At 70.6% G+C, this 25,693-nt stretch carries 26 protein-coding genes and 1 tRNA gene; 12 read left to right on the forward strand and 15 right to left on the reverse strand.

Annotation, left to right across the window (positions count from 1 at the left end; genetic code table 11):
- Positions 1–3 precede the first annotated feature (3 nt).
- From OG766_RS15940 to OG766_RS15955, 4 genes are read left to right on the forward strand one after another with little or no spacing between them, the layout of a single operon-like run.
- Positions 4–321 (forward strand): hypothetical protein, encoded by a 318-nt coding sequence (locus tag OG766_RS15940; protein ID WP_328725621.1) that lies wholly within the window; start codon positions 4–6, stop codon positions 319–321.
- A complete protein-coding gene (repSA, locus tag OG766_RS15945; RefSeq protein ID WP_328725622.1) occupies positions 318–1,697 on the forward strand; it encodes a replication initiator protein RepSA in 1,380 nt (459 codons plus the stop codon). The genes OG766_RS15940 and repSA overlap by 4 nt, the downstream gene beginning before the upstream one ends.
- Positions 1,694–1,882 (forward strand): helix-turn-helix domain-containing protein, encoded by a 189-nt coding sequence (locus OG766_RS15950; RefSeq protein ID WP_328725623.1) that lies wholly within the window; start codon positions 1,694–1,696, stop codon positions 1,880–1,882. The genes repSA and OG766_RS15950 overlap by 4 nt, the downstream gene beginning before the upstream one ends.
- Positions 1,882–3,033, forward strand: a complete 1,152-nt coding sequence (locus OG766_RS15955) for a tyrosine-type recombinase/integrase (protein WP_328725624.1) — start codon at positions 1,882–1,884, stop codon at positions 3,031–3,033. The genes OG766_RS15950 and OG766_RS15955 overlap by 1 nt, the downstream gene beginning before the upstream one ends.
- A gap of 71 nt (positions 3,034–3,104) precedes the next feature.
- Here the strand turns inward: OG766_RS15955 and OG766_RS15960 are convergent.
- Positions 3,105–3,178, reverse strand: a tRNA-Thr gene (locus OG766_RS15960).
- Positions 3,179–3,361: 183 nt separating this feature from the next.
- On the opposite strand from OG766_RS15960, the gene OG766_RS15965 reads away from it, so the two are divergent.
- The 3 genes from OG766_RS15965 to OG766_RS15975 all read left to right on the forward strand — a co-directional run bounded on the left by OG766_RS15965 (position 3,362) and on the right by OG766_RS15975 (position 6,039).
- A complete protein-coding gene (locus OG766_RS15965; protein ID WP_266379544.1) occupies positions 3,362–4,498 on the forward strand; it encodes an ABC transporter ATP-binding protein in 1,137 nt (378 codons plus the stop codon).
- A 243-nt stretch (positions 4,499–4,741) separates the two neighbouring features.
- On the forward strand, positions 4,742–5,182 hold the full coding sequence (locus OG766_RS15970) for a hypothetical protein (protein ID WP_266379547.1): 441 nt from the start codon (positions 4,742–4,744) through the stop codon (positions 5,180–5,182).
- Between the two features lie 140 nt (positions 5,183–5,322).
- Positions 5,323–6,039: a nucleotidyltransferase family protein gene (locus tag OG766_RS15975; protein ID WP_266379550.1), complete on the forward strand. Its 717-nt coding sequence runs from the start codon at positions 5,323–5,325 to the stop codon at positions 6,037–6,039.
- A gap of 149 nt (positions 6,040–6,188) precedes the next feature.
- Here OG766_RS15975 and OG766_RS15980 read toward each other — a convergent pair whose 3' ends face one another.
- The 7 genes from OG766_RS15980 to OG766_RS16010 all read right to left on the reverse strand — a co-directional run bounded on the left by OG766_RS15980 (position 6,189) and on the right by OG766_RS16010 (position 13,203).
- On the reverse strand, positions 6,189–7,847 hold the full coding sequence (locus tag OG766_RS15980; RefSeq protein ID WP_328725625.1) for a DoxX family membrane protein: 1,659 nt from the start codon (positions 7,845–7,847) through the stop codon (positions 6,189–6,191).
- A gap of 182 nt (positions 7,848–8,029) precedes the next feature.
- Complete coding sequence (gene rlmB / locus OG766_RS15985; protein WP_266379556.1) at positions 8,030–8,980, reverse strand: 23S rRNA (guanosine(2251)-2'-O)-methyltransferase RlmB; 951 nt, start codon at positions 8,978–8,980, stop codon at positions 8,030–8,032.
- A gap of 115 nt (positions 8,981–9,095) precedes the next feature.
- Positions 9,096–10,496: a cysteine--tRNA ligase gene (gene cysS, locus OG766_RS15990; protein ID WP_266379559.1), complete on the reverse strand. Its 1,401-nt coding sequence runs from the start codon at positions 10,494–10,496 to the stop codon at positions 9,096–9,098.
- 86 nt (positions 10,497–10,582) lie between these two features.
- On the reverse strand, positions 10,583–10,990 hold the full coding sequence (locus OG766_RS15995; protein WP_266379562.1) for a PPOX class F420-dependent oxidoreductase: 408 nt from the start codon (positions 10,988–10,990) through the stop codon (positions 10,583–10,585).
- Between the two features lie 80 nt (positions 10,991–11,070).
- Positions 11,071–11,577, reverse strand: a complete 507-nt coding sequence (gene ispF / locus OG766_RS16000) for a 2-C-methyl-D-erythritol 2,4-cyclodiphosphate synthase (protein WP_266379565.1) — start codon at positions 11,575–11,577, stop codon at positions 11,071–11,073.
- Positions 11,567–12,304 carry a 2-C-methyl-D-erythritol 4-phosphate cytidylyltransferase gene (gene ispD / locus OG766_RS16005; protein ID WP_328725626.1) on the reverse strand — a complete coding sequence of 246 codons (738 nt, stop codon included), beginning with the start codon at positions 12,302–12,304 and terminating at the stop codon, positions 11,567–11,569. The genes ispF and ispD overlap by 11 nt, the downstream gene beginning before the upstream one ends.
- A 416-nt stretch (positions 12,305–12,720) precedes the next feature.
- Positions 12,721–13,203, reverse strand: coding sequence for a CarD family transcriptional regulator (locus OG766_RS16010; protein ID WP_017945956.1), 483 nt, complete (start codon positions 13,201–13,203; stop codon positions 12,721–12,723).
- Between the two features lie 568 nt (positions 13,204–13,771).
- On the opposite strand from OG766_RS16010, the gene OG766_RS16015 reads away from it, so the two are divergent.
- Positions 13,772–14,452, forward strand: coding sequence for a DUF461 domain-containing protein (locus tag OG766_RS16015; protein WP_266379570.1), 681 nt, complete (start codon positions 13,772–13,774; stop codon positions 14,450–14,452).
- Positions 14,453–14,570: 118 nt separating this feature from the next.
- Here OG766_RS16015 and OG766_RS16020 read toward each other — a convergent pair whose 3' ends face one another.
- Together OG766_RS16020 and OG766_RS16025 are read right to left on the reverse strand one after the other, a co-directional pair.
- On the reverse strand, positions 14,571–15,251 hold the full coding sequence (locus OG766_RS16020) for a response regulator transcription factor (RefSeq protein ID WP_266379574.1): 681 nt from the start codon (positions 15,249–15,251) through the stop codon (positions 14,571–14,573).
- Complete coding sequence (locus tag OG766_RS16025; protein WP_266379577.1) at positions 15,248–16,594, reverse strand: sensor histidine kinase; 1,347 nt, start codon at positions 16,592–16,594, stop codon at positions 15,248–15,250. The genes OG766_RS16020 and OG766_RS16025 overlap by 4 nt, the downstream gene beginning before the upstream one ends.
- A 199-nt stretch (positions 16,595–16,793) precedes the next feature.
- On the opposite strand from OG766_RS16025, the gene phoU reads away from it, so the two are divergent.
- Positions 16,794–17,471 (forward strand): phosphate signaling complex protein PhoU, encoded by a 678-nt coding sequence (gene phoU / locus OG766_RS16030; RefSeq protein WP_266379580.1) that lies wholly within the window; start codon positions 16,794–16,796, stop codon positions 17,469–17,471.
- Between the two features lie 125 nt (positions 17,472–17,596).
- Positions 17,597–17,758, forward strand: coding sequence for a hypothetical protein (locus OG766_RS16035; protein WP_266379583.1), 162 nt, complete (start codon positions 17,597–17,599; stop codon positions 17,756–17,758).
- 128 nt (positions 17,759–17,886) lie between these two features.
- Here the strand turns inward: OG766_RS16035 and OG766_RS16040 are convergent, their stop codons facing one another.
- Positions 17,887–18,150: a hypothetical protein gene (locus OG766_RS16040; RefSeq protein ID WP_266379587.1), complete on the reverse strand. Its 264-nt coding sequence runs from the start codon at positions 18,148–18,150 to the stop codon at positions 17,887–17,889.
- Positions 18,151–18,502: 352 nt separating this feature from the next.
- On the reverse strand, positions 18,503–19,264 hold the full coding sequence (locus tag OG766_RS16045; protein ID WP_266379590.1) for a phosphoglyceromutase: 762 nt from the start codon (positions 19,262–19,264) through the stop codon (positions 18,503–18,505).
- A 143-nt stretch (positions 19,265–19,407) separates the two neighbouring features.
- On the opposite strand from OG766_RS16045, the gene OG766_RS16050 reads away from it, so the two are divergent.
- Positions 19,408–20,700 carry an MDR family MFS transporter gene (locus OG766_RS16050; protein ID WP_328725627.1) on the forward strand — a complete coding sequence of 431 codons (1,293 nt, stop codon included), beginning with the start codon at positions 19,408–19,410 and terminating at the stop codon, positions 20,698–20,700.
- Between the two features lie 21 nt (positions 20,701–20,721).
- Here the strand turns inward: OG766_RS16050 and OG766_RS16055 are convergent, their stop codons facing one another.
- The 3 genes from OG766_RS16055 to mshA form a co-directional block, all read right to left on the reverse strand.
- Positions 20,722–22,407 (reverse strand): glycosyl hydrolase family 28-related protein, encoded by a 1,686-nt coding sequence (locus OG766_RS16055; protein ID WP_266379593.1) that lies wholly within the window; start codon positions 22,405–22,407, stop codon positions 20,722–20,724.
- A 143-nt stretch (positions 22,408–22,550) separates the two neighbouring features.
- Entirely contained in the window at positions 22,551–23,042 is a 492-nt protein-coding gene (locus OG766_RS16060) for a YbjN domain-containing protein (RefSeq protein ID WP_266379596.1), read from the reverse strand.
- Positions 23,035–24,378: a D-inositol-3-phosphate glycosyltransferase gene (mshA, locus tag OG766_RS16065; protein ID WP_266379598.1), complete on the reverse strand. Its 1,344-nt coding sequence runs from the start codon at positions 24,376–24,378 to the stop codon at positions 23,035–23,037. The genes OG766_RS16060 and mshA overlap by 8 nt, the downstream gene beginning before the upstream one ends.
- A 284-nt stretch (positions 24,379–24,662) precedes the next feature.
- Between mshA and OG766_RS16070 the strand changes: the two genes are divergently transcribed.
- The gene (locus OG766_RS16070) at positions 24,663–25,493 is read left to right on the forward strand and encodes a class I SAM-dependent methyltransferase (RefSeq protein ID WP_266379601.1); all 831 of its coding nucleotides are present in this window, start codon (positions 24,663–24,665) and stop codon (positions 25,491–25,493) included.
- The last annotated feature ends 200 nt before the right edge of the window (positions 25,494–25,693 follow it).

Below are 25,693 nucleotides of genomic sequence, written 5' to 3' on the forward strand. Positions count from 1 at the left end.
CGCATGAACGAGTCGCTGAACAACCCGCTGGGTATGCAAGCCGCGCTGCTCACTGCCCTGGCCCGCTTGGCCGAGACACACCAGGCCCTGCCGGGTGCCTACATCACCACCAGTGGCATCACTCCCGGTGAGGCTCACGTCCTGCTCGACAGCCCGAGCGAGCTCGAAGCGTGGCGTCAAGCCCTCCACATCGACCCCGCAGACGTGTTGATCACCGAACGCGGCGACGACACAAAGCTGTTGTTCACGGCGCCGCTCGGCAGGATCTCCCTTCGCGTCTACACGGTCTTTGCCCCCGCCGTTTGGGTGGTGAGCGCGTGACCGACACCGCCACCCTGGCGGGCCTGGACCCGGCCACCCTGGGAGACATCCTCCGGGTGGCCGGGTCCCCCGGCTTCGACCGCTGGAAGGACCAGGTGCACCGCACCGGCGGCTGCTCCGACCCGATCCACCTCACCGGCTGGACGCTCGCCAAAGACCGCGTGACCGGTGAGACGCTGCGCCGGTACTCGACCGACACCGAGCCGGACGGACGCCTCCGCGTCGCCTGCGGCAACCGCCGGGCCTCCCGCTGTCCCTCCTGCGCCTACACCTACGCCGGGGACACCTACCACCTGATCCGCGCGGGCCTGGCCGGTGACGAGTCCAAAGACATTCCCGCCACCGTCCGCGACCACGCCCGGGTCTTCGCCACCTTCACCGCGCCGTCGTTCGGCCCGGTGCACAACCGCCCCGACCGCGGCGTCTGCCGCTGCGGCACCCGGCACGCCGAGAACGACCCCGCCCTGGGTACCGCCCTCGACCCGGCCACCTACGACTACGCCGGGACGGTCCTGTTCAACAACCACGCTGGCCAGTTGTGGCAGCGCTTCACCACCCGGCTCCGCCGCGAACTCGCCGCCCGCGCCGGACTCACCCAACGCGACCTGAAAGACGCACTGCGGGTCTCCTACGGCAAGGTCGCCGAGTTCCAGAAGCGCGGCGCGATCCACTTCCACGCCGTGATCCGCCTCGACGGACCGGACGGCCCCGACACGGCACCGCCCTCCTGGGCCACCGTGCAGCTGCTCACCGATGCGATCCGCGCCGCCGTCACCCACTCCTACACCTCGATCACCGTCCCAGCCGCCGGAGACCAGCCCCGCCGGCCTTTCCGCTGGGGCCGCCAGCTCGACATCCGCCCGGTCAAAGCCTTCGGCGACGGCTCCGACATCACCGAGCAGGCTGTCGCCTCCTACGTCGCCAAGTACGCCACCAAGGCCGCCGAGTCGACCGGCAGCCTCGACCGCCGCATCGGGAACCGGGAAGTCCTCCACCTCCTGGACGTGCCCGACCACCCGCGCCGCCTCATCGAGGCCTGCCTCGACCTCGCCCCGCTCTACCCGGACCGGAAGCTGGGCACCTGGGCCCACATGCTCGGCTTCCGCGGCCACTTCTCCACCAAGTCCCGCCGCTACTCCACCACCCTCGGCGCCCTCCGCCAGATCCGCGCCGACTACCGCGCCGCCCAGGAACAAGAAGCCCTCGGCGACCCGGACACCGTGCTCGTCCTCGCCTCATGGGAGTACGCCGGACACGGCCACACCCCCGGCGAATCCGTCCTCGCCGCTTCGATCGCCAGAGACCTCCAGCTCAACCGCGAAACCGCCCGCGAAGCCCTGCAAGACCAACTCGCCCTGGAAGGAGCCACCGCATGACCACCGCCACCGGCGAACTGCTGACCGTGCCCGAGGTCATGGCGCGGCTCAAGCTCGGACGCTCCACGGTCTACGACCTGATCCGGTCGCGCCGACTGACCTCCATCACCATCGGCCGGTCCCGACGCATCCCGGCCGACGCCATACGCGACTTCATCGTCCGAGAGATCGAGGAGGCTGCCTGATGGCGACGCAGCGCAAGCGCAACCCGAACGGCGCGGGCACGATCACCAAGCGCAAGGACGGCCGCTTCCAGGCCGCCGTCTACGTCCTCCAGCCGGACGGCACCCGCGCCCGGAAGTTCGCCTACGGCAAGACCTGGGCGGAGTGCGACGCCAAGCGCCGTGACCTCCTCGACAAGGTGGCGAGCGGCACCCCGGTACCCACTCGGTCGGCCAAGCTCGCCGAGTGGCTGACGTACTGGCTGGACAGCGTGGTCAAGCCGCGCCGCAAGCTCAGCACGTACGACAAGTACGAAGCACATGTGCGCCTCTACCTCGCCCCGATGCTCGGCACGAAGCGGTTGGAGTCCCTGAGCGCTCCCGACGTCCGCCGCTTCCTCCTCCAGCTGGAGAAGAAGACCACCGCGGCGACTGCCAAGGAATCGCATCGCGTCCTGCGTACGGCACTCTCCGCCGCCTGCCGCGAGGAACTGATCACCCGAAACGTGGCGAAGCTCGTGGAGCCTCCACGGCCCACCCCCCGCGAGCTGAGCCCGTGGTCCCTCGACGAGACCTTGACCTTCCTCGCCGAAGCCCGCCGAGACCCGCTGTACGCGGCTTTCGTGCTCGCCATCGCCATGGGCCTGCGCCGTGGAGAGATCGTCGGTCTGCGCTGGCAGGACATCGACTTGGAGAACCGCGTCCTCCTGGTCCGCCAGCAGGTGCAGCGCCGACGCGGGGTGCTCTACAACGACGAGACCAAGGGCCGCCGGTCCCGCGCCGTGCCCCTGCCTGCCATGTGCATCGCTCCCCTGCGCTGGCACCGGATGCGGCAGAGGACGGCGTACGCGGCCGGCGGCATCGGCTGGACTCCTGACAGTTACGTCTTCGCCACCCGCACCGGTCGGCCCATCGAGCCGCGGAACGTGCACCGGTCCTTCGTCCGCGTCAGTGAAGCGGCCGGTCTCCGACTCGTCCGGCTGCACGACGCCCGGCACGGCTGCGCGACTCTGCTCACCGCCGCCGGGGTCGCGCCCCGTGTCGTGATGGAGATCCTCGGCCACAGCCAGATCAGCCTGACCATGGACGTCTACACGCATGTGGTGCAGGACACACAGCGGGAGGCGATCAGCCACATGGACCGGCTGCTCAAGCGGCGGCCCGCCCGTGAGTGACCGCCGCCGTTGATGTCAGCCGTGGATGTCAAAGACCCCCAACCATGACCGGTTGGGGGTCTTCGCCCTTGAGCCCCCTGTCGGGTTCGAACCGACGACCCCCGCTTTACAAGAGCGGTGCTCTGGCCAGCTGAGCTAAGGAGGCGTTGCCGAACGAGTGTAACCGGATCAGCGAGCGCACCGGTCGAAAATTTCATCGCCTTCGGACTGCTGACAGAACCGGAATCGCAAGGTAGCGTCGCCTGCAGTTCACTCAGGTGGACTAGACCCATTCTTCCTTTACTCGGATCGTCCGGCACGTTCCTGCCGGTGAAGGGATTCATCACCCATGGCCACTGTCACTTTCGACAAGGCGACCCGGATCTACCCGGGCTCCACGAAGCCCGCCGTCGACGGGCTCGAGATCGAGATCGAGGACGGCGAGTTCCTCGTCCTCGTCGGCCCCTCCGGCTGCGGCAAGTCCACCTCGCTGCGTATGCTCGCCGGCCTCGAGGACGTCAACGGCGGAGCGATCCGCATCGGTGACCGCGACGTCACCCACCTCCCGCCGAAGGACCGGGACATCGCCATGGTGTTCCAGAACTACGCGCTGTACCCGCACATGTCCGTCGCCGACAACATGGGCTTCGCGCTCAAGATCGCCGGCGTCAGCAAGGCCCTCATCCGGCAGAAGGTCGAGGAGGCGGCGAAGATCCTCGACCTGACCGAGTACCTGGACCGCAAGCCGAAGGCACTGTCCGGTGGTCAGCGGCAGCGCGTGGCGATGGGCCGTGCCATCGTGCGTGAGCCGCAGGTCTTCCTCATGGACGAGCCGCTGTCGAACCTCGACGCGAAGCTCCGTGTCTCGACGCGTACGCAGATCGCGTCGCTGCAGCGCCGTCTCGGCATCACCACCGTGTACGTCACGCACGACCAGGTCGAGGCCATGACGATGGGCGACCGGGTCGCCGTGCTGAAGGACGGTCTGCTGCAGCAGGTCGACTCGCCGCGGAACATGTACGACCGCCCGGCGAACCTGTTCGTCGCGGGCTTCATCGGTTCGCCAGCCATGAACCTGGTCGAGGTGCCGATCACCGACGGTGGTGTGAAGTTCGGCAACAGCGTCGTCCCGGTCAGCCGCGAGGCGCTGTCCGCTGCCGCTGACAAGGGCGACCGGACCGTGACCGTCGGCGTGCGGCCCGAGCACTTCGACGTGGTCGAGCACGGCGGCGCCGCCGCCAAGACGCTGTCGAAGGACACCGAGGACGCCCCGGCCGGCCTGGCCGTGACCGTGAACGTCGTCGAGGAGCTCGGCGCGGACGGCTACGTGTACGGCACGGCCGAGGTCGGCGGCGAGAAGAAGGACCTGGTGGTCCGGGTGAACGGCCGCTCCGTGCCGGACAAGGGCTCGCAGCTGCACGTCGTGCCGCGGCCGGGCGAGACGCACGTGTTCTCGACGTCGACGGGCGAGCGCCTCAGCGACTGACGCCAGGACGGCAGATCGGCCGACCGGGCGGACAGGGCGGTCCGGTTCTCCGGCGCCTGACGTGAACGGCCCCCTTGCGGAAGCAAGGGGGCCGTTCGGCGTTTACGGATGTCGATAAATACCCCGGCATACCGGGCAATTCACATACCCTCGTCAACCTGCGATTCGAAAGAATCCCTCGAACCATCCCTCGCAAGGGTGACTAAATGTCGCCAAATCACTACCGCCCGCTACGCTCGCCCCGTGACCCACACCGCTCGCCGTATCGGCCGCACTCTTGCCCTCGTCCTGCCCGTCGTCCTGGTGCTCTCCGGAACTCTCGCGGTCACCAGCGTCCCGTGGGCAGGGCGCAACACCGAGTCCCAGATGCTCACCGCGTCCACCGCGTCCACCGAGAATGTACCGGTCCGCGCCAAGTCCCGTGCTCCGCAGGACGTTCTGCGCGAGAAGCTGCTGACGGACCTGCAGCAGAAGGACCCGGGCGTCGCGCTCACGAACCTCCAGCGCGCGGTCGAGGGGCGCCCGTCGCTCGCCCGCCACTGCATCGAGATCGCGAGGGACCTCGGGCGCGCCGCCGTGGCCCGTTACGGCCCGACGCGTGCGCAGTCGTTCTCCCGGCCCGTCTGCGACACGTCCTTCGCCGCCGGTGTCTCGCAGCAGGCGCAGGGCAACTGGGGCAGCTGACACGGACGTACGTGACCGGGCGCGCCCGTACGCGAGCCGCACGAGCCGCACGAAGGCGCGCGAGGAGAGCGAGCCCGCACGAGGCGCGCGGGCCACGCACGGCGCGCGACGGTTCGCGGGGGCCCGCATATCGTGCCCGTATGCATACGTATCCGACTCAGGCCGTGGTCCTGGCAGGTGGCCAGGGCTCACGGCTGCGCCCGTACACCGACGACCGGCCCAAGCCGATGGTCGAGATCCCCGGCACGGGGACCCCGATCATCGGCCATCAGCTTTCCTGGCTGGCCGCCGAGGGTGTGACGGACGCCGTGGTCTCCTGCGGTCACCTCGCCGAGGTGCTGCAGGAGTGGCTGGACAGCGCCGTGCTGCCGCTCCGAGTCACGACCGTCGTCGAGGCGGAGCCGCTGGGCCGGGGCGGCGGCCTGAAGTACGCCGCCAGGAGCCTTCCCCACCCCGACCAGCCCTGGTACGCCACGAACGGCGACATCTGGACACGTTTCTCGCTGCGCGAGATGGCCGAGTTCCATGCGGAACGGGATGCCACCGCGACCCTCGCCCTGGCCCGGCCGCGCATTCCGTGGGGCGCCGTGGAGACGGACGAGTTCGGTCATGTTCTGGACTTCATCGAGTCGCCCCCGTCGCCGTATCTCATCAACGCGGGCGTGTACGTCTTCTCTGCGGCCTTCACGCACCTGCTGCCCGACCAGGGCGACCATGAGCGCACGACGTTCCCCCGGCTGGCACGGGAGCGTTCCCTGGCCGGCTTTCCGCTGCCGCAGGGGGCGTACTGGCGGGCGATCGACACGGCCAAGGACCTCACCGAGGCGGCGAAGGAACTCACCGCGCACGGTTCCTGAGTACGGATCCGGACCTCGGGCCCTGACCAACGAGCCCTGGCCAGCAGGCTCTGATCATGCTCGCTGAGCAGACACGACGTCGGGGCGGTCACCGGGCCTCGATGCCCGGTGGCCGCCCCGACCGCCCCGACCGACCGCCTTCGCCCGGATCAGCCCAGGAGGCCGCCGATCGGGTTCCGGTTGCCTCCGCCGGAGCTGCCGCCGCTGCCGCCGCCGGAGCCGCCGTTGTCGGACCCGCCCGTACCGCCGCCTCCGCCGCCGCCCGAGGTGCCCGGCTCGCTGCCGCCTCCGGTCGAGGAGGGGCCTGAGCTGCCGGACGGCGGGTTCACGGGCTCCGACTGGGACGGCGACTGCTGCCCGTCCGTGCCCTGGGACTCGCTCGGCCTGCCCGCCTCACCGACGCTGCCGCTCTCGCTGACCGTTTCGGACGGCTCGGTCCGCTCGGCCGCCGGGCTGCTCGACTCCGTCCTGGACGGCTCGGCGCGCCGCTCCGCCTCGCCGGAGGGGCTGCGGCGGCCCGATTCGCTCGGCAGCGGGGCGCCGGGGAGGTGGTTGGTCGGGTCGACGTTCGGACCGGGGACGGTCACGAGCTCCGTGGACCGTACGGCTCCGCCGAGGATCGAGCCGACCAGCAGGGTCAGTCCGACGACGACGGCGGCGAGGACCCCGCCGCGCCGCAGCACGCGGCGCCGCAGTTCCCACAGTTCGGAACGCGGGCCGAGCTTGCGCCAGGCCTCGCCCGCGAGGCGGCCGTCCACGGAGTAGACGGGGGCGCCGGCGATGATCAGGGGCGACCATGCGGCGAGGTTCATGATGTCCGGTGCGTCGTACACCGGGACGGTCCGCCAGCTGACGGTCATGATCAGCGCGGCGGAGAGCAGTGCGCCGACGACGGCCGCGACGCGCTGCCAGAGGCCGAGGACGGTGAGTACGCCGACGACGACCTGCAGGAAGGCGACGGTGAGGCCGGCGCCCACCGGGTGCGCGAGCGCGAAGTCGCGCAGGGGCTCGGCGAGGGTCCACGGCTCCAGGTTGGTCAGCCACTTGACCATGGAGCCGCGTTCGCCGCCGTCGAAGTAGACGGGGTCGCAGAGCTTGCCCATGCCGGCGTAGATGGAGATGAAGCCGAGGAAGACGCGCAGCGGGAGGAGGACGACGCCGAGGTTCATCCGGCGGCCGGGGTAGTAGGCGTGCCGGACGGCGCCGCCGGGCGCCGCGTGCCGTCCGCCGGTGTCGTCGTGGCCGAAGTGGGTGACTTCCTCGGCCTCTTCGCCGTACGGCTCGTAGGCGTCGTACGCGCCTTCCGCGTGCCGCATCGGGGGCAGCAGGGGTTCCCGGCGGGGGGCGCCGATGACGGGTGTGGGCATGGTGTCGGTGGCTGAGGCCGTGTCGACACGGGGGATGACCTGTGTGGCGGCGCCGCCGTCGTAGCCGCTGCGGTCGTCGAGCCCATTGCGGTCGCCGAACCCATTGCGGTCGTCGTAGCCGCTGCGGTCGCCGAACCCGGCTCCGGAGGTGCGTACGGCCTGCAGGAGACCGGTCGCCCCGGGGTCGCCCGGAGCGGACTTCCCGCTCCATACGACGGGTGCCCGGCGGCGCGCCACGGCGCCGGCGCCGGCCAGGGCGGGGATCCAGGCGGTGTCGGCCAGGTCGCCCCGGACAGGGCGCCTGGTCTGACTCGGGCCGAGCTTCACCCGGAAGCTGGCGTGGTTCACGATGACCTGCGCGGGATCGCAGTTCACCTTGATCGTGCTCAGGAATGGCTGATCGTCGAACCCGGGCCGGGGCGTTCTGGTGTCCACACTCATCTAACCGAGTGACCTGTACTTAGGACACTGCCTTGACGACCCCGAAATGTCCGAGACCCGTCAAGATCGTTACCGCCTCTTCGCGGCCCTCACGGGGCCCGGGCAAGCCCCGAACAAGGCCCCGTGCACCGCATGGGATACGGCGTGCACCGCATGGTTACGGCGTGCACCCCACGCGCTGATCAGCCTCGGCGGCGCGCCGCCTCGTACAGCACCACGCCCGCCGCGACGCCCGCGTTGAGGGACTCGGCGCCGCCCGGCATCGGGATGCGGACGCGGAAGTCGCAGGTCTCTCCGACGAGGCGGGACAGGCCCTTGCCCTCGCTGCCGACGACGATGACGACCGGGCCGCCGAGGGCTTCGAGCTCGCCGACCTCGACCTCGCCGTCCGCCGCGAGGCCGACGACGGTGATGCCCGCCTTCTGGTACGCCTCCAGGGCGCGGGTCAGGTTGGTCGCGCGGGCGACCGGGGTGCGGGCCGCGGTGCCGGCGGAGGTCTTCCAGGCGCCGGCCGTCATGCCTGCCGCACGGCGCTCCGGAACGACCACGCCGTGGCCGCCGAAGGCCGCGACGGAGCGGACGACAGCGCCGAGGTTGCGCGGGTCGGTGACGCCGTCGAGGGCGACGATCAGCGGGTCCTCGCCGTCGTCGAAGGCGGCGGCCGCGAGGTCCTCGGGGTGCGCGTACTCGTACGGCGGGACCTGGAGGACGAGGCCCTGGTGGTTCAGCCCGTTCGTCATCCGGTCCAGCTCGGCGCGCGGCGCCTCCATCAGGTGGATGTTGCCGCGCTGGCCGACGAGCTGGAGCGCCTCGCGCACCCGCTCGTCGTTGTCGATGAACTGCTGGACGTACAGGGTCGTCGCGGGCACACCGTCGCGCAGGGCCTCGAAGACGGGGTTGCGGCCGACGACCATCTCGGACGAGCCCTTGCCGCCGCGGCGGGCGACGGGCCGCCGCTGGGCCTGCTTGGCCTTGGCGTTGGCGACGCGGTTCTTCACATGGCCCTTGCGGGCGGACGCGGGCGGGGTCGGACCCTTGCCCTCGAGGCCGCGGCGCCGATTGCCACCGCTGCCGACCGTCGCGCCCTTCTTGTTGGACGTGCGGCGGTTCCTGCGCTGGCTGTTCCCGGCCATGACTACCTGTTTCCCTGAATCTTCGTGGGTCCCGTGCGGATCTCCGCGGTTCCCGGATGCGTACGTACGTAAGAAAGTGTGCCGCCCGGGAGGCCGGGCGGCACACTGTCGCTGGTCAGCGGGGTCCGAGCGTCCAGCGCGGGCCGTCCGGACCGTCCTCGATGACGAGTCCGGACTGGTTGAGCTGATCGCGGATCGCGTCGGCGGTGGTCCAGTCCTTGCGCGTCCTGGCCGCCTCGCGCTGCTGCAGCACGAGCCGCACCAGTGTGTCGACGACGCCGTGGAGGTCCTCGCCGCGGTCGGCCTCGCCGGCCCAGTGCGGGTCGAGCGGGTCGAGGCCGAGGACGCCGAGCATGGCGCGCACCTCGGCGAGCCGGGCGACGGCCGCTTCCTTGTCGTCGGCGGCGAGTGCCGAGTTGCCCTGGCGGACCGTGGTGTGGACGATCGCAAGCGCCTGCGGGACGCCGAGGTCGTCGTCCATGGCCTCGATGAACGCGGGCGGCAGTTCGGCGGCGGGCTCGACGACGCCCCCCGCCTTCTCGACGACGCGCTGGACGAAGCCCTCGATGCGCGCGAACGCGGACTCCGCCTCGCGCAGGGCCTCCTCGCTGTACTCGATCATCGAGCGGTAGTGCGGGGTGCCCAGGTAGTAGCGCAGGACGATCGGCCGCCAGTGCTTGACCATCTCGCTCACGAGGACCGAATTGCCGAGCGACTTGGACATCTTCTCGCCGCTCATGGTCACCCAGGCGTTGTGCACCCAGTACGACGCGAAGTCGTCGCCGAAGGCCTTGGCCTGGGCGATCTCGTTCTCGTGATGGGGGAAGACCAGGTCCAGGCCGCCACCGTGGATGTCGAAGGCCGTGCCCAGGTACTTGTGGGCCATGGCCGAGCACTCCAGGTGCCAGCCCGGCCGTCCTCGTCCCCAGGGCGTCTCCCACGACGGCTCGCCCGGCCGCTCCGCCTTCCACATGGCGAAGTCGCGCAGGTCGCGCTTGCCGGTCTCGCCGTCGGCGGAGGGCTGGCGCAGATCGTCGATGTCCTGGTTGGAGAGCTGCAGGTAGCCGGGGAAGGAGCGCACGTCGAAGTAGACGTTGCCGTCGGCCTCGTAGGCGTGGCCGCGCTCGATGAGGCCGCGCATCATCTCGACCATCTCGGTGATGTGGCCGGTGGCGCGCGGTTCGTAGGTGGGCGGCAGGCAGCCGAGCGCGTCGTAACCCGCGTTGAACGCGCGCTCGTTCTCGTATCCGATCGACCACCAGGGGCGGTTCTGGTCCTCCGCCTTGGTGATGATCTTGTCGTCGATGTCCGTCACGTTCCGCACGAACGTGACGTCGTAGCCGCGGTACTCGAACCAGCGGCGCATGATGTCGAAGTTGAGTCCCGACCTGATGTGCCCGATGTGCGGGGCGGACTGCACGGTCGCGCCACACAGGTAGATCGAGACGCAGCCCGGCGTGAGCGGGACGAAGTCACGGATCTGCCGGGCGCCGGTGTCGTACAGCCGAATAGTCACCACTCAAGAGTAGTGGGCGCACGACAGTGCCCCACGCCCTTGGGGGCGCGGGGCACTGGATTGTGACCGGCGAGGCCGCGGCAGGGTCAGGCGAGCGCGCCGACGACCTTCCGCGGGGTGATCCGGACGACCACGCGGGCGGCGTCCTTGCCGGACTCCGGGTTGAACTCGGCGTACCTCTTGCCGGTGTACTTCAGGGACAGCTCGTCGATCAGCTCCTGGCCGCCCTCGGAGCTGAGGGTGGCCGTGCCGCGGATCTCGGCGTACGTGTACGGCTCGTCGAAGGGCTGGACGAGCACGGTCGTCCGCGGGTCCCGGCGCAGGTTCTGCTCCTTGCGCCGCCCGACGGTCGTCGAGATCAGTACGTCGTCGCCGTCCCTCTTCGCCCAGACGGGAGACACCTGAGGGCTTCCGTCGGGCTGGATGGTGGCGAGGTTGACGAACACGGGTGTGTCGAGCAGTGCCTTGATCTTGTCGCTGAGAGGGGCGGTCACGGTGCGGTCCTCCTGAACTCGGTGCGCAGGAATTCGTTGACGTCACAACCGCGTCTACCCCACCACGGGGGTCGTAGGGGTCAGGACGCGCGGAAGAGGAGCGCCGTGGCGATCGCGGCCAGTCCTTCGGCCCTACCGGTCAGCCCGAGTCCGTCCGTCGTCGTGCCGGAGACGGAGACCGGTGCGCCGGCCGCCTCGCCCAAGGCCTTCTGGGCCTCGTCGCGGCGCTTGCCGATCTTCGGGCGTACGCCGATGACCTGGACGGCGATGTTGCCGATCTCGAAGCCTTCGGCGCGCACGATCCGGGCGGCCTCGGCGAGCAGGGTCACGCCCGAGGCGCCGGACCACTCGGGGCGGCCGGTGCCGAAGTGGGCGCCGAGATCGCCGATGCCTGCGGCGGAGAAGAGGGCGTCGCAGGCCGCGTGGGCGGCGACGTCGCCGTCGGAGTGGCCGGCGAGGCCGTACTCCTCGCCGTCCCAGAGCAGTCCGGCGCACCACAGCTCACGGCCCTGCTCGAAGGCGTGGACGTCGGTGCCGATTCCGACGAGCGGGAGCGGGTGGCTGGGCGGGTGGCTGCTAGAAGCCATCGTTGGCCCTCCTGCGGGCGAGTACGGCCTCGGCGAGGACGAGGTCCAGCGGGCGGGTCACCTTGAAGGCCTCTTCGTGGCCGGGTACGACCACGACGGGCGCGCCGAGCTGTTCGACCATGCTCGCGTCGTCGGTGACGTCGTCGGTGACCGTCTCGTGGGCGCGTACGAGGGTGTCGCGGTCGAAGCCCTGCGGGGTCTGCACGGCGCGCAGCCTGGCGCGCTCGGGGGTGGCGACGACGGGCTCGGGCTCGCCCTTCCCGCGCGGTTCGACCTGCTTGACGGTGTCGGCGAGCGGCAGGGCGGGGACGACGGCGGGGGCTCCGTCCCGTACGGCCTCGATGACCGCGTCGACGGTGTCGACGGGGACGAGCGGCCGGGCGGCGTCATGGACGAGGACGGTGCCGATCGTCTCGGGGAGCGCTTCGAGGCCGAGGCGTACGGACTCCTGCCGGGTGTCGCCGCCGGGGACGACCAGGTAGTCGGTCCGCTCGGGCAGGGCGTGCGCGTCGAGCAGGTTCTTGACCTCGGGGGCGCCGTCGGGCGGGGCCACCACGACGACGAGCGAGACGGCACGGGAGGCCGCCATGGCGCGTACGGCGTGGATCAGCATGGGGGTGCCGTTGAGGGCGCGGAGCGCCTTGGGGGCGCCAGGGCCGAGCCGTACGCCCCGGCCGGCCGCGGGGATCACCACGGCGGTGCGGCCGGTGCGTGTCTGTTCTGACATCGGTTCCACTCCGGAAGGATCGGGGACCGCCCCGAATTGACATGGCCAGGTTTGTATCGTCCGCCGATGTGGGTATGGCCAGAACGTGCCGGGCGCGACGCCTTGACCGGACCCTTCCGTGACGACCGGTTGAGCCGGCTGCGTCAATGACGCCAGCTGCGTGAGCTGCCCGGGCCCGGCACACCAGCAGGGTTCGTCGGGGGACGGTGGGACGTACGGGACGTACGTGAGGGGCTTGGGGAAGGTACGGCGAGGAGCGCCGTGGGCGCGGCGAACATGCCGCAGTGCCCGGCGACTCAACCTTCCAGCTGGTCAGCGGGCACCGCGGCATTCAGTTCTGCACCGTGGGCGCAAGCCTGACGTCGGAGTCCTGTGCGTCAGGGTCCCGCATCAGGACGCTGTGCCAGAACGCCGCGTCAGGACGCGAGGACCTCGTCGAGCAGGGCCTCGGCCTTGTCCTCGTTGGTGTTCTCCGCGAGAGCGAGCTCGCTCACCAGAATCTGGCGAGCCTTGGCCAGCATGCGCTTCTCTCCTGCGGAGAGACCGCGCTCGCGCTCGCGACGCCACAGGTCACGCACCACTTCGGCGACCTTGATCACATCGCCGGAGGCGAGCTTCTCGAGATTTGCCTTGTAGCGACGGGACCAGTTCGTCGGCTCCTCGGCGTACGGCGCTCGCAGCACGTCGAAGACCCGGTCCAGCCCGTCCTGACCGACCACATCGCGTACGCCAACGAGATCCGCATTGTCCGCCGGCACACGAACCGTCAAGTCGCCCTGGGCGACCTTGAGCACCAAGTAGGTCTTGTCCACGCCTTTGATCTGGCGAGTTTCGATGGCCTCGATCAGCGCGGCCCCGTGATGGGGATAGACCACGGTGTCGCCAACCTTGAACGTCATGTGACAGGTACCCCTTCCGTGGCTATCCAGGGTAACACGAGAACGGCTTCTTCTGAATGGCGTTTTCGCAGGTCAGGGCATATCTCGGGGCTTGACAACAGCAACATGAACGTGCTGCGGGCGACTTCCGGAAGGGGGTATTCGCAGGTCGGAGCGGCTGCACGGGCACCCGGAAAGGTGCACCTTACGCGCACCACAACCCCCGTCCAAGTGGATGAACGTCCCGATTTGCCGGGTTCCCAGCAGTCTACTTCGCCTACTCCGTTCGAGGCTCGGTCACCCGTCCGGCGGGACACGTGAGAAGGAATCCGAAATTGATCACCTGGAGATCACTGGGAGATCACTACGGTCCGGTCCGTGCTTTCCGTGGGGAATGTGCGGCGGCCCACGGAATTGATCATCCGCTTATGTGAACAGCGGGCGAAATCCGGCGGTGCGGAGGGCACGTCGGGGGCGCCGGGGCCGTGTCGGAGGCGGGTCGGGTGCGGGAGCCCGACGAGGGGTCGGTAACCTAAGCGCGCTGACAGACCCCTTAGCCCGTCCGTACGTCCTAGGAGATGCCGCCGCCGTGAGCAGCAGCCTTCGACGCGGCGTCCTCGCCGCGACTGCCCTTGCGATCTCGATCGCCCCGCTCTCCGCATGCGCTGCGGGCAACGACGCGCAGACGCTCGGCGTCAAGCCGGACAACGCCGCCACGACGGTCGGTGACATCCAGATCCAGAACGCGACGGTGATCACGCAGCCCGAGCTGAACGCTCAGGGCCCGGCGGTCGTCTCCGCGACGCTGTTCAACAACGGCCAGCAGCAGCAGACGCTCGACTCCATCACGCTGCCGGGCTCGAACACCGTGGTGAAGCTCGCGCCGGCGACGGGATCGGGGCCGATCACGATTCCGGCGCTCGGCTCGGTCGTCCTGGGCGGCAAGGGCAACGCCTCCGCGCTCATCGACAACAGCAAGGAGGCCGGGAAGAGCGGCGAGGCGCAGAAGATCGTCTTCCGCTTCAGCGAGACCGGTGACGTGCCGATCGAGGCGTTCGTCGTTCCGGCAGCCGGCTTCTACCACGACTACGGCCCGACCGGCGTGCCGAAGCCTCCGGCCGAGAAGCCGGCGGCCAGCCCGTCCGCCCCGGCCGAGGGCGCGCACGGCGACGAGGCCGAAGAGGGCGGCGCCCACGGCGAGGAGAACGGCGGCGAGGCCACCACGACCCCGTCGGACCCCGCCTCGGCGTCCCACGAGGCGGGCCACTGACCCCGCCCGCCCCTCAGCGCTGATCCCGGGCCTCCGCCCGGGCTCCGGCATCGCGAAGGCGGCCCCGCCAGGACTTCCCGGCGGGGCCGCCTTCGTACACGCTCGGGCGTGGTCCGGCCTACGGCTCGAACTTGTAGCCCAGGCCGCGCACCGTCACCAGGTAGCGAGGGGCGCCCGGGTCGGGCTCGATCTTGGCGCGCAGGCGCTTGACGTGGACGTCGAGGGTCTTGGTGTCACCCACGTAGTCCGCGCCCCAGACGCGGTCGATCAGCTGCATACGGGTCAGCACACGGCCCGCGTTGCGCAGCAGCATCTCCAGGAGGTCGAACTCCTTGAGCGGGAGGTCGACCTTTCCGCCGGCGACCGTGACGACATGGCGGTCGACGTCCATGCGCACCGGCCCTGCCTCCAGGGCCGCCGGGGTGACCTCCTCCGGCTCACCGCGGCGGCGCAGGACCGCACGGATGCGGGCGACCAGCTCCCGCGAGGAGAAGGGCTTCGTCACGTAGTCGTCGGCTCCTATCTCCAGGCCGACGACCTTGTCGATCTCGCTGTCCTTGGCGGTCACCATGATGACCGGGACGTTGGACCGGCCGCGCAGCTGGCGGCAGACCTCGGTGCCGGGCAGCCCGGGCAGCATCAGGTCGAGCAGGACGAGGTCGGCTCCGTTGCGCTCGAACTCGTCGAGGCCCTCGGGTCCGGTGGTCGCGATGGCGACCTCGAAGCCCTCTTTGCGGAGCATGTAGGAAAGAGCGTCGCTGAAGGATTCCTCATCCTCGACGACAAGCACTCGGGTCACGGAAGGACCTCCGGGGCAGGCAGTGGTTCGCGTGGTGTGGTCCGGGGATCAGGACCGGGGTGGGAGCCGGATTCGGGGTCAGCGTCCGAACCGGAGTCTGAGTCGGGATGGGAGTGGGGATGGGACTCGGGATCTGCGTCGTACGGTCCGTCGTCGGCGTCGTCGGCGATCTGGATGTGCGTACGGTCCCGGACGGAGCCGGCCTCCGGCAACCGCAGGGTGAAGGTGGAGCCCTGTCCCTCGGTGCTCCACACCGTGACCTCCCCGCCGTGCGAGGCGGCCACGTGCTTGACGATGGCCAGGCCCAGACCCGTACCGCCGGTGGCACGGGAGCGTGCGGGATCGACGCGGTAGAAGCGTTCGAAGATCCGCTCGCGGTCCTTCTCGGAGATGCCGATGCCCTGGTCGGTGACGGCGATCTCGATCTGGTCCCCGCCGGACGCGGGGATGCGGCGTGCGGCTATGCCGACGCGGGTGCGGGCCGGGGAGTAGTTGACGGCGTTCTCGACGAGATTGCCGAGGGCGGCGGCCAGCTGGCCGCGGTTGCCCCAGACATGCAGGTCGGCGGCGCCGCCGGCGGCCATGGTGATCTGTTTCGTGGACGCGGTGTGCCGGGACCGGTCGATGGCCTCGGCGACGAGTTCGTCCACGCGTACGGGCTCGGCGTCCTCCAGCGGGTCGTCGTTCTGCACCCGGGAGAGGTCGATCAGTTCCTGTACGAGGCTGGTGAGCCGGGTCGCCTCGATCTGCATCCGGCCGGCGAAGCGGGTGACCGCCTCGGGGTCGTCCGAGGCGTCCATGACCGCCTCGGAGAGCAGCGAGAGCGCACCGACGGGCGTCTTGAGCTCATGGCTGACATTGGCGACGAAGTCGCGTCGCACCGCTTCGATGCGGCGGGCTTCGGTGAGGTCCTCGACCAGGAGCAGCACGAGGCGGGAGCCGAGGGGCGCGACCCGGGCGGAGACGGCGAGGGCTTCGCCGCGGCCGGTGCCGCGGCGCGGCAGGTCGAGCTCGACCTGCCGTATCTCACCGTCCCGGCGGGTGTCGCGGGCCATGTGCAGCATCGGCTGGACGGCCAGCTTCCCGCCCCTGACCAGGCCCAGCGCATACGCGGCGGAGCTGGCCTTGACCACGGAGTCGCTCTCGTCGAGGACGACCGCGGAGGAGCGGAGCACGGACAGCACGGTGTCGACACCGGGCGGAAGCACGGCGTCCGTATGCAGGGATGTGCGGGTGGGCCTCGCCTGGTCGCGCTCGCTCCAGCGGAACGCCAGCATGGCGATCACGCCGGTGCACACCCCGGCGATCGCAGCCAATGCGGCGACCGCCGCGTTCACGTCCATGCATCCAGGTTATGCGTGTCCGGGGACGCTCTCCCAGCCATCCGGGTGGCAGCTCGAACAGTCGTCGCCCAGAGTTCACCGAGGGGAAGGGAGCGGTTCACTTGGGAGGGAGGATCCGGACGCGTTCCGGACAGAACGTGGGAGCGTGGGGGTCTCAGCCCCACCCGGACCCCCGAACGTATTCAAGAGAGGGAATCCCATGCGGGACGCGTACCACGAGGAACTTGACTCGATCGGCGAGGGCCTTGTCGAGATGGCCCGGCTGGTCGGCTCGGCCATCGGGCGCGCCACGACGGCCATGCTCGACGCCGATCTGAAGCTCGCCGAGAGCGTGATCGCGGCGGACCAGAAGGTCGACGATCTTCAGCACGACCTGGAGGCCCGGGCGATAGCCCTGCTGGCGCGCCAGCAGCCGGTCGCGACGGACCTGCGGATCGTGGTGACCTCGCTGCGGATGAGCGCCGACCTGGAGCGCTCCGGCGACCTGGCCCAGCACGTGGCCAAGCTGGCCCGGCTGCGCTTCCCGGCGCCGGCGGTTCCGCAGGACCTGCACGCCACGATCCTGGAGATGGGACAGCTCGCGCAGCGCCTGATGGCGAAGGCGGCGGAGGTCATCATCACCAAGGACGTCGATCTCGCGCTCCAGCTGGAGAGCGACGACGACGAGATGGACCTGCTGCACCGCACGCTGTTCACGCACCTGATCGACGAGCGCTGGAAGCACGGCATCGAGACGGCGGTCGACGTCACGCTGCTGGGCCGCTACTACGAGCGTTACGCGGACCACGCGGTCGCGGTCGCCAAGCGCGTCGTCTACCTGGTCACGGGTGAGCACGCGGACGAGCTGCAGGCCGAGACGCCGGTCGAGGGCGCGTAACCGGCGCCACCGTGCGCCACCCGGCGGCGGCGCGAAGGCTTGACCTCCGTGCGCCGTTGATGCGCCCGGCGAAGTGGGCATGCAATGGGGAGAGGCGACACAGGTACGCCTTTGAGGAGGATCCCATGGCCGACTCCCCCACGACCGACTCGCGGCAGAAAGCATCGGTCGAAGTGCCGGTCCCGCCCCGTCGGCTTCCGCTGCTCGGCGCCTGCGGCTGCGGCTCGGGCTGCGGCTGCGGCTGCCAGTCGGGCGCGCCGTGCCAGTGCGGTGGCTGCTGCGGCTGAACCAGCCGTGGCGGAAGGGCCCCGTCCACTCTTGGACGGGGCCCTTCCGCGTACCGAAACGATCACGGCCGACGACGAACACGCTCGCACCCGGCGGGTGTTCGCGGATGCCCTGCGGCCGGCCGAGGCTACCTCGCGGAGACGAGGATGACGACGAAGTCGTTGAAGTGCCGGTCGTAGTACGGGTCGTAGTAGCGGTCGTGGTATCCGCCGTAGTACCTGTCGTTGTAGTCGTTGTGGTGGCCGCAATGGCGACCGTCCCCGCCCCGCCAGTCGGAGCAACCGTAATCAGACCTGATCTCGTTCGAGGCGTACGCCCCGGTTGCCGGCAGCACACCCAGCGCGAGCCCTGCGACTCCCGCCGAGAGTGCGGCAACGATCCTGCGGCGCATTCCCATGCACCTCCGACCATTTATCACTTATCGGACTTTCAGGGTATATACAGCGTCCTCTCGCCCCACCGCACTGTCAAAGCAGAGCAACTTCGTCGGGCGCCGCCGCGGCGCGAGCACCGCCGAGGTCGCCGCCCGGCAGAAGTTCGCGGTGGCGCCCTGCCACCACATGCCCGGCCCATCACCCACACGAGTTCGGATTCCCCGCAGTGGGAGCGGAACTCCAACTCCGGTTACACCGGTCCGGGATCATGAACGAGGACGACGAGAAGCCCCGCCCGGACAGGGCTCACGGCGTGAAAATGCCTCCCATCCGCGCCGTACGCGCAGGTGGGAGGCATGATCATCGAATCTACTTCTTCTTGCCCTGGTTCTTGACCGCCTCGATCGCCGCCGCCGCCGCGTCCGGGTCGAGGTAGGTGCCGCCCGGGGTGACCGGCTTGAAGTCGGCGTCCAGTTCGTAGACGAGCGGGATGCCGGTCGGGATGTTGAGGCCCGCGATGTCGGCGTCGGAGATGCCGTCCAGGTGCTTGACCAGGGCGCGCAGGCTGTTGCCGTGGGCGGCGACCAGGACGGTGCGGCCGGCCAGGAGGTCCGGGACGATGCCGTCGTACCAGTACGGGAGCATGCGGACGACGACGTCCTTGAGGCACTCGGTGCGCGGGCGCAGCTCCGGCGGGATCGTCGCGTAGCGGGGGTCGTGCGCCTGGGAGAACTCGCTGTCGTCCGCGAGGACCGGCGGCGGGGTGTCGTAGGAGCGGCGCCACAGCATGAACTGCTCCTCGCCGAACTCGGCGAGGGTCTGCGCCTTGTCCTTGCCCTGCAGCGCGCCGTAGTGGCGCTCGTTCAGCCGCCAGGAACGGTGCACCGGGACCCACAGGCGGTCCGCGGCCTCCAGCGCGAGCTGGGCGGTGCGGATGGCGCGCTTCTGGAGCGAGGTGTGCAGTACGTCGGGGAGCAGGCCGGCGTCCTTGAGCAGCTCACCGCCGCGGACAGCCTCCTTCTCACCCTTCTCGGTGAGGTTGACGTCCACCCAGCCGGTGAACAGGTTCTTCGCGTTCCATTCGCTCTCGCCGTGGCGGAGGAGGATCAGCTTGTACGTCGCGTCGGCCATGGCACCGAGCCTAATAGACGCCCCGCACGCCGAAGATTTCGGCCGACGATTGACGCCCGCAGTCAATTCGCTGGCGCGGCCGAGCACTCCACTTGTAAGTTGCCGCTTGCCAACTCGCCACTTACACCTCGGGGGATGTCCGTATGTCCGCAGCCGCGCTCAGACGCGCCACGAAGGAGAGCGTGTCGGGCCTCCCCCGGGCGTTCTGGTGGCTCTGGGCGAGCACCCTGGTCAATCGTCTCGGTGCGTTCGTCGCCACGTACACGGCCCTCTATCTCACCCTGGAACGCGGCTACTCGGCCTCGTACGCGGGACTCGTCGCCGCCCTCCACGGCCTCGGCGGTGTCGTCTCCTCGCTCGGCGCCGGGGTGATGGCCGACCGGCTGGGACGGCGGCCCACGCTGCTGATCGCGCAGGTCTCCACCGCCCTGTCCGTGGCGTTGCTGGGCTTCATGGAGCACCCGGCGGCGATCGCGGCCGTCGCCTGTCTCGTCGGCATGACGAGCAACGCCTCCCGGCCCGCGGTGCAGGCGATGATGGCGGACATCGTCCGGCCCGAGGACCGGGTGCGGGCCTTCGCGCTCAACTACTGGGCGATCAACCTCGGCTTCGCGATCTCCTCGGCGGCCGCCGGGCTGGTCGCCGAGTACAGCTATCTCGCGGGCTTCCTCGGCGAGGCCGCCCTCACCCTCCTCTGCGCGGTCCTCGTCTTCGTCAAGCTGCCGGAGTCCCGGCCGGAGCGCGACACCGCGGCACGCAGGAGCGACGAGCCGGAGACCGGCCTCGGCACCGTCCTGCGCGACGGGCGGTACATGGGCGTGGTCGGGCTCTCCTTCCTCATCTCGCTCGTCTTCATGCAGGGCTCGGTCGGTCTGCCGGTGGCGATGGGCCTGGACGGCTGGTCCCCCTCGGACTACGGATTCGTCATCGCCGTCAACGGCGTCCTGATCGTCGCCCTGCAGATCCCGGTGACCCGGCTCATCGAGCACCGCGACCCGCAGCGGCTGCTCGTCGTCTCCGCCCTGCTCGCCGGGTACGGCTTCGGCCTCACCGCCTTCGCCGGCTCGCTCGGCGTGTACGCGCTGACCGTCTGCGTCTGGACGCTCGCCGAGATCGTCAACTCCCCCACCCAGATGGGCCTGGTGGTCCGGCTGTCCCCGGTCCACGGCCGCGGCCGCTACCAGGGCGTCTACACGATGTCGTGGTCCGCGGCCGCGCTGATCGCCCCGCTGATGGCCGGTTACGTGATCGACCACTTCGGCGCCGCGTGGCTGTGGGGCTCGTGCGCGGTGATCGGCACGGTGGCGGCGCTGGGCTACTGGCTGCTGATGCGCGCGCTGCCGCCGGCGTCGCCGACGGCCGAGACCCCGTCCCCGGACTCGGCCGTCCCCGCCGCGGCCGAGCCCTCGGAGAGGTCGGAGAAGACCGGGGCGTAGGCCGCCGGCGAGGAGCGGCGCTCAGCGGCCGAGCGCGCGCTGCGCCTCGTACAGGTTCCGGGGCCGTACGGAGCCGGGCGAACCGTACGCCTCCAGCCGTGAGCCGAGCGGCCCGGTGAAGTCCGGTACGTCGATCTGGTCGAACTCCCTGACGGTGGAGATGCCGACGGTCGCGCTGTACGGGGCGACCCCGTCGATGCGTATCAGCCCCGCCCGCTCGTTCGTCACGGTGACGTTCCAGTGCGTGAAGCGCGCCCCGTACAGCGGTCCGGCGCTCGCGTCGCCGCCGTGCCGCCCGTCGTTGTTGACGGTGATCTCGGTCCGTACGTTCGCGAAGGGCATGCCGCGGTGGGTGTCGAAGGTCCCCATCTCCATCACGCCGCGGGACCAGACGTTGTGGCTCGACAGGCCCTCGGTGTTGATGCCGTGCAGCTGGGTGCCGGCCGGGGCGGGCACGGTGCGCCGCTCGATGACGAAGTCCTCGACGAGGTTGTCGTGGGCGCCTTCGCGGCAGAAGTAGGGGTGGTGGGAGCCGCGGCCCGCGACCCGGGTGCGGCGCAGCGTGCACGCGGAGGCGGCGACCAGGCCGAAGCCGTTGTCGACGTGGCGGACGGTGATGTCGTCGGCCCAGCAGTCGTAGGCGCACTGGAAGGTGACGCCGTTGTAGCCCTTGTCGAGCAGATGCGGCGCCTGCGGCGTCTCGACGGCTTCCAGCGTCAGCCCTTCGACCCCGGAACCGGTCAGCGCCTCCACGTGCGTGGCCAGACGGGGATCCCATTCGGGCCGTACGTCGAGCGGCAGCGGCCGCTCCAGCGTGACCCGGCTGCCGTCGACCGCGGTGATACGGACGGGCCATTCGTAGGGGACGTACGAGGTGAGCTTGGTCTTGTCGTCCCAGTGGTACGCCTCGGGGCCCGGGCCGCCGCCCGCCATGTGCTCCAGCAGCGTGTGCCCGGAGTCGTCGGCGAGGCGCAGCAGCACGAGCTGTCCGCGGCGCAGCCGGGAGGCGTCGTCAACGGTGACGGTCCGGTCGCCGCGGCGGGCGGGCCGCACGGCGGCGAGGGTCTCCCACTCGTCGCGCCTGTTGCCGGTCCAGCCCTCGAACGGCCACTCCCTGGCCCTGATGGCGTCGGTCAGGCTCGCGTAACGGCCCTGCGGGCAGAGCCAGATGAGCCCGCCGGCCCAGGACCAGCTGGACTTGTCGCCGCCGTAGCGGCTGCCGTACGGGCCGATGAGCTCGGTGAGGTTCTTCGTCGCCACGAGTTTCGTACGGCCGCTGCCGGCGCCGCGCAGAACGACGTTGCTGTGGCCGATACGGATGACGTCGTCGATGCGGTACGTGCCGGGCGGGATGACGACCGTGCCGCCGCCGCGTTCGCCGGCAGCGGCGACGGCACGGTTGATCGCGGGGGCGGCGTCGGCCGATCCGTCGTTCTTCGCGCCGTGGTCGCGGACGTCCGCCACCACACGGTGCCGGGGAAAGCGGTCCGCGCCGGCGCGCTGTCCCGCGCGACCGACGAACGGGATCTGCGGATGGGTGTACGGGGACCTCGCGAACTCCCGCCAGAGCGCGGAGGTCTGCCGCGGCCGGGAGGAAGAGGTCCCCCGCGGCGCGGCCGAGGCCGCCGCCCCCGTACCGCCGCTCACGGCCACGGCCGCCACGGCTATCGCGCCGCCGAGAAGGCCCCGTCTGGTCAGCTGGTCCATGCGCCCGCCCCCACCTTCCATGGATGTGAACACGGTTCAGGTCTGCGTCGGCCGTGAGCATGCCACGGCCCCTTCCGGGCGCGGAAGAGGGCGTACGGACGGAAACGGAAGGAAGCCGGGGGAAGTTGAGGGACGCTGGGAAGCTAGTCCGTCGCGCGCTGGGTCAGATGAGTGAACGCCTCGAGATTACGGGTGGACTCGCCCCGCGCCACCCGCCATGCGTACTCCTTGCGGATCGCACTCGCGAAACCCAGCTCCAGCAGCGAGTTGAAGCCGCCGTCCGCGGCCTCCAGCACCGTCCCGAGCAGGCGGTCGAGCTCGTCCGCGCCGACGACCGACAGCGGCAGCTTCCCCACGAGATAGACGTCGCCCAGCGGGTCGATCGCGTAGCTCACCCCGTACAGCTTGAGATTGCGCTCCAGCAGCCAGCGGTGGACGCCCGCCTCGTTCTCGTCGGGGTGGCGGATGACGAAGGCGTTCAGGGAGAGCGAGTGCCGGCCGACGATCAGCGAACAGGTCGTCGACAGCTTGCGGGTGCCGGGGAGCGTGACGACGTACGAACCCGGCGCCGGGCTCTCCCACTCCAGTTCGGCGTCCTTGAGGTACGCCTCGATGATCTGCCGTACGTCACCCATGGTGGGAGCGTACGCGACGGCGGTGTTCGTGCATCGCGGCCGTGTACACCTCTGCGGTGGCGGCCGCTGCCGCGTCCCAGCCGAAGCAACGGGCGTGCGCGGCCGCCGCCGCGCCCATCCGGGACGTCAGCTGCGGATCGTCGACGAAGCGGCGCAGCGCCCGGGCGTAGTCCGCCGGGTTGTGGCCCGCCACCAGGAAGCCGGTCCTGCCGTCCCGCACCGCCACCGGAAGGCCGCCGACGGCCGCCGCGACGACGGGGGTGCCGGTCGCCTGCGCTTCTATGGCGACCAGCCCGAACGATTCGCTGTAGGAGGGCATGACCAGCACGGACGCGGCCCGGAACCAGTCCGCGAGCCGGTCCTGCGCGACGGGCGGCCGGAACCGTACGACATCGGCGATGCCCAGCCGGGCCGCCAGCTTCTGCAGGCCCTCCGGCCTGGCGAGCCCGCTGCCGCTCGGCCCGCCCACGATCGGCACGACCAGGCGGGACCGCAGCGAGGGGTCCTGGTCCAGCAGCAGCGCGACCGCCCGCAGCAGTACGTCGGGGGCCTTCAGCGGCTGGATGCGGCCGGCGAAGAGCGGGATGACGGCGTCCTTCGGCAGGCCCAGCCGGGCCCGGGCGGCCGAGCGGCCGTCGGCGACACGGAAGCGGTCCAGGTTCACACCGGGGTGGACGACGGCGACCTTGGCGGGGCGGGCGTCGTAGTGACGGATCAGCTCGCCGGCCTCCTCCGCGGTGTTGGCGATCAGGCGGTCGGCGGCGGCGACGATCTGGGTCTCGCCGATCACCCGGGCCGCGGGCTCGGGGGTGTCGCCGTCCGCGAGCGAGGCGTTCTTGACCTTGGCCATGGTGTGCATGGCGTGGACGAGGGGGACGCCCCAGCGCTCGGCGGCGAGCCAGCCGACATGGCCGGAGAGCCAGTAGTGGGAGTGGACCAGGTCGTAGTGGCCCGGCCGGTGGCCGGCCCAGGCCTGCATCACCCCGTGCGTGAACGCGCACAGCTGGGCCGGCAGGTCCTCCTTGGCCAGGCCCTCGTACGGGCCCGCGTCCACATGCCGGACCAGTACGCCGGGCGCGAGCTCGACGACCGGGGGCAGCCCTCCCGCGGTCGCCCTGGTGAAGATCTCGACCTCTATGCCGATGGCGGCGAGCCGCCGGGCGAGCTCCACGATGTAGACGTTCATGCCGCCCGCGTCGCCGGTGCCCGGCTGGTGCAGGGGCGAGGTGTGCACGCTGAGCATGGCGATACGGCGCGGTTTGCGCTGGTGGCCGGGCAACCGCAACCGGGGCGGCGCCGCCAGGGTGCCGGCGAGCCGGGACACGTACTGGCTCACGTGGACGGTCCTCTCCGCTCTGGTGCACGGGCATGACTCAGCAGAGGGCACCCGCTGCCCTCCGAGGCCCGTCAACAGCGGAACGGTCTCTTTCATTTCCACTTTGCCCAATCATTGCCAAGGTCGTACGCGTGTCACCGGGCGCGGCGACCGGCCCCTCGACCGACACCCGCCACCGGGGCCGAGGTCGTACGCGTGGCCGACCCCTCGACCGACACCCGCCACCGACCCCCTCGCGACGGGCGCGGCGACCGGCCCCGGCAGCGCCCCTTACCCTCGGTTGCATGTCCCCGCGCGCCACCCCGCCCCCGTCCCGCCCCGTGGGCGCGGTGACCCGCGGCACGACCAATCCCAATCGGCTGCGCCGCATGGACCGCTGGATCGCCGCCGTGCAGGGCCCGGAGCTGCGCCGCTCGGCCGCCGCGCCGGTCGCGGTCGACCTCGGGTACGGGGCGGCCCCCTGGACCGCCGTGGAACTGCTCCAGCGGCTGCGCGCCGCGGAACCCCGCACCTCGGTCGTGGGCGTCGAGATCGAACCGGCCCGGGTGGTGGCGGCGCGTCCGTACGAGCGGGACGGGCTGACCTTCGTGCACGGCGGCTTCGAGGTCCCGCTGCCGGACGCCTCCGTACGCCCGACCGTCATCAGAGCGGCGAACGTGCTGCGCCAGTACGACGAGGACCAGGTCGCCGCGGTCTGGCGGCGGCTGTGCGCCCGGCTCGCACCCGGCGGACTGCTGGTCGAGGGCACATGCGACGAGATCGGCCGTCGGCACGTCTGGGTGGCCCTGGGCCCGGAAGGGCCGAGGACCGTGACGTTCGCCACCCGGCTCGGTTCGCTGGAGCGGCCCTCCGACCTCGCCGAACGGCTGCCCAAGGCGCTCATCCACCGCAATGTGCCCGGCGAGCCGGTGCACGCCTTCCTGCGGGACTTCGACCGGGCGTGGGCGGCCGCCGCGCCGTACGCCTCGCTCGGCGCCCGGCAGCGCTGGCTCAGGGCGGTTCGGGACCTGTCCGCCGACTGGCCGCTGGCGGACGCCGCCGCGGACGGGCAACGCCGGTGGCGACAGGGCGAAGTGACGGTGAACTGGTCCGCCCTGGCGCCCAATTCGGGCTGAACGGACAGCGATGAGGGGGACGGGGGAACGCTGCCTGGCCTTTGTTCGTCTGAGACGGGTGAGTGTGATCGCAGCGATGGTCCATCCGCAGGACAGGTGGGGTGCCTGGACGGGTGACAGGCCGGAGCTGCGTCGGACTTGCTCTGTCGCTTTGGCGCGGGTCGTGGCACCATCGCGTCGACAGCCGTAAGTTACTGACG

It is taken from the genome of Streptomyces sp. NBC_00259, assembly GCF_036181745.1.
In the GTDB taxonomy this organism is placed as follows: domain Bacteria; phylum Actinomycetota; class Actinomycetes; order Streptomycetales; family Streptomycetaceae; genus Streptomyces; species Streptomyces pratisoli.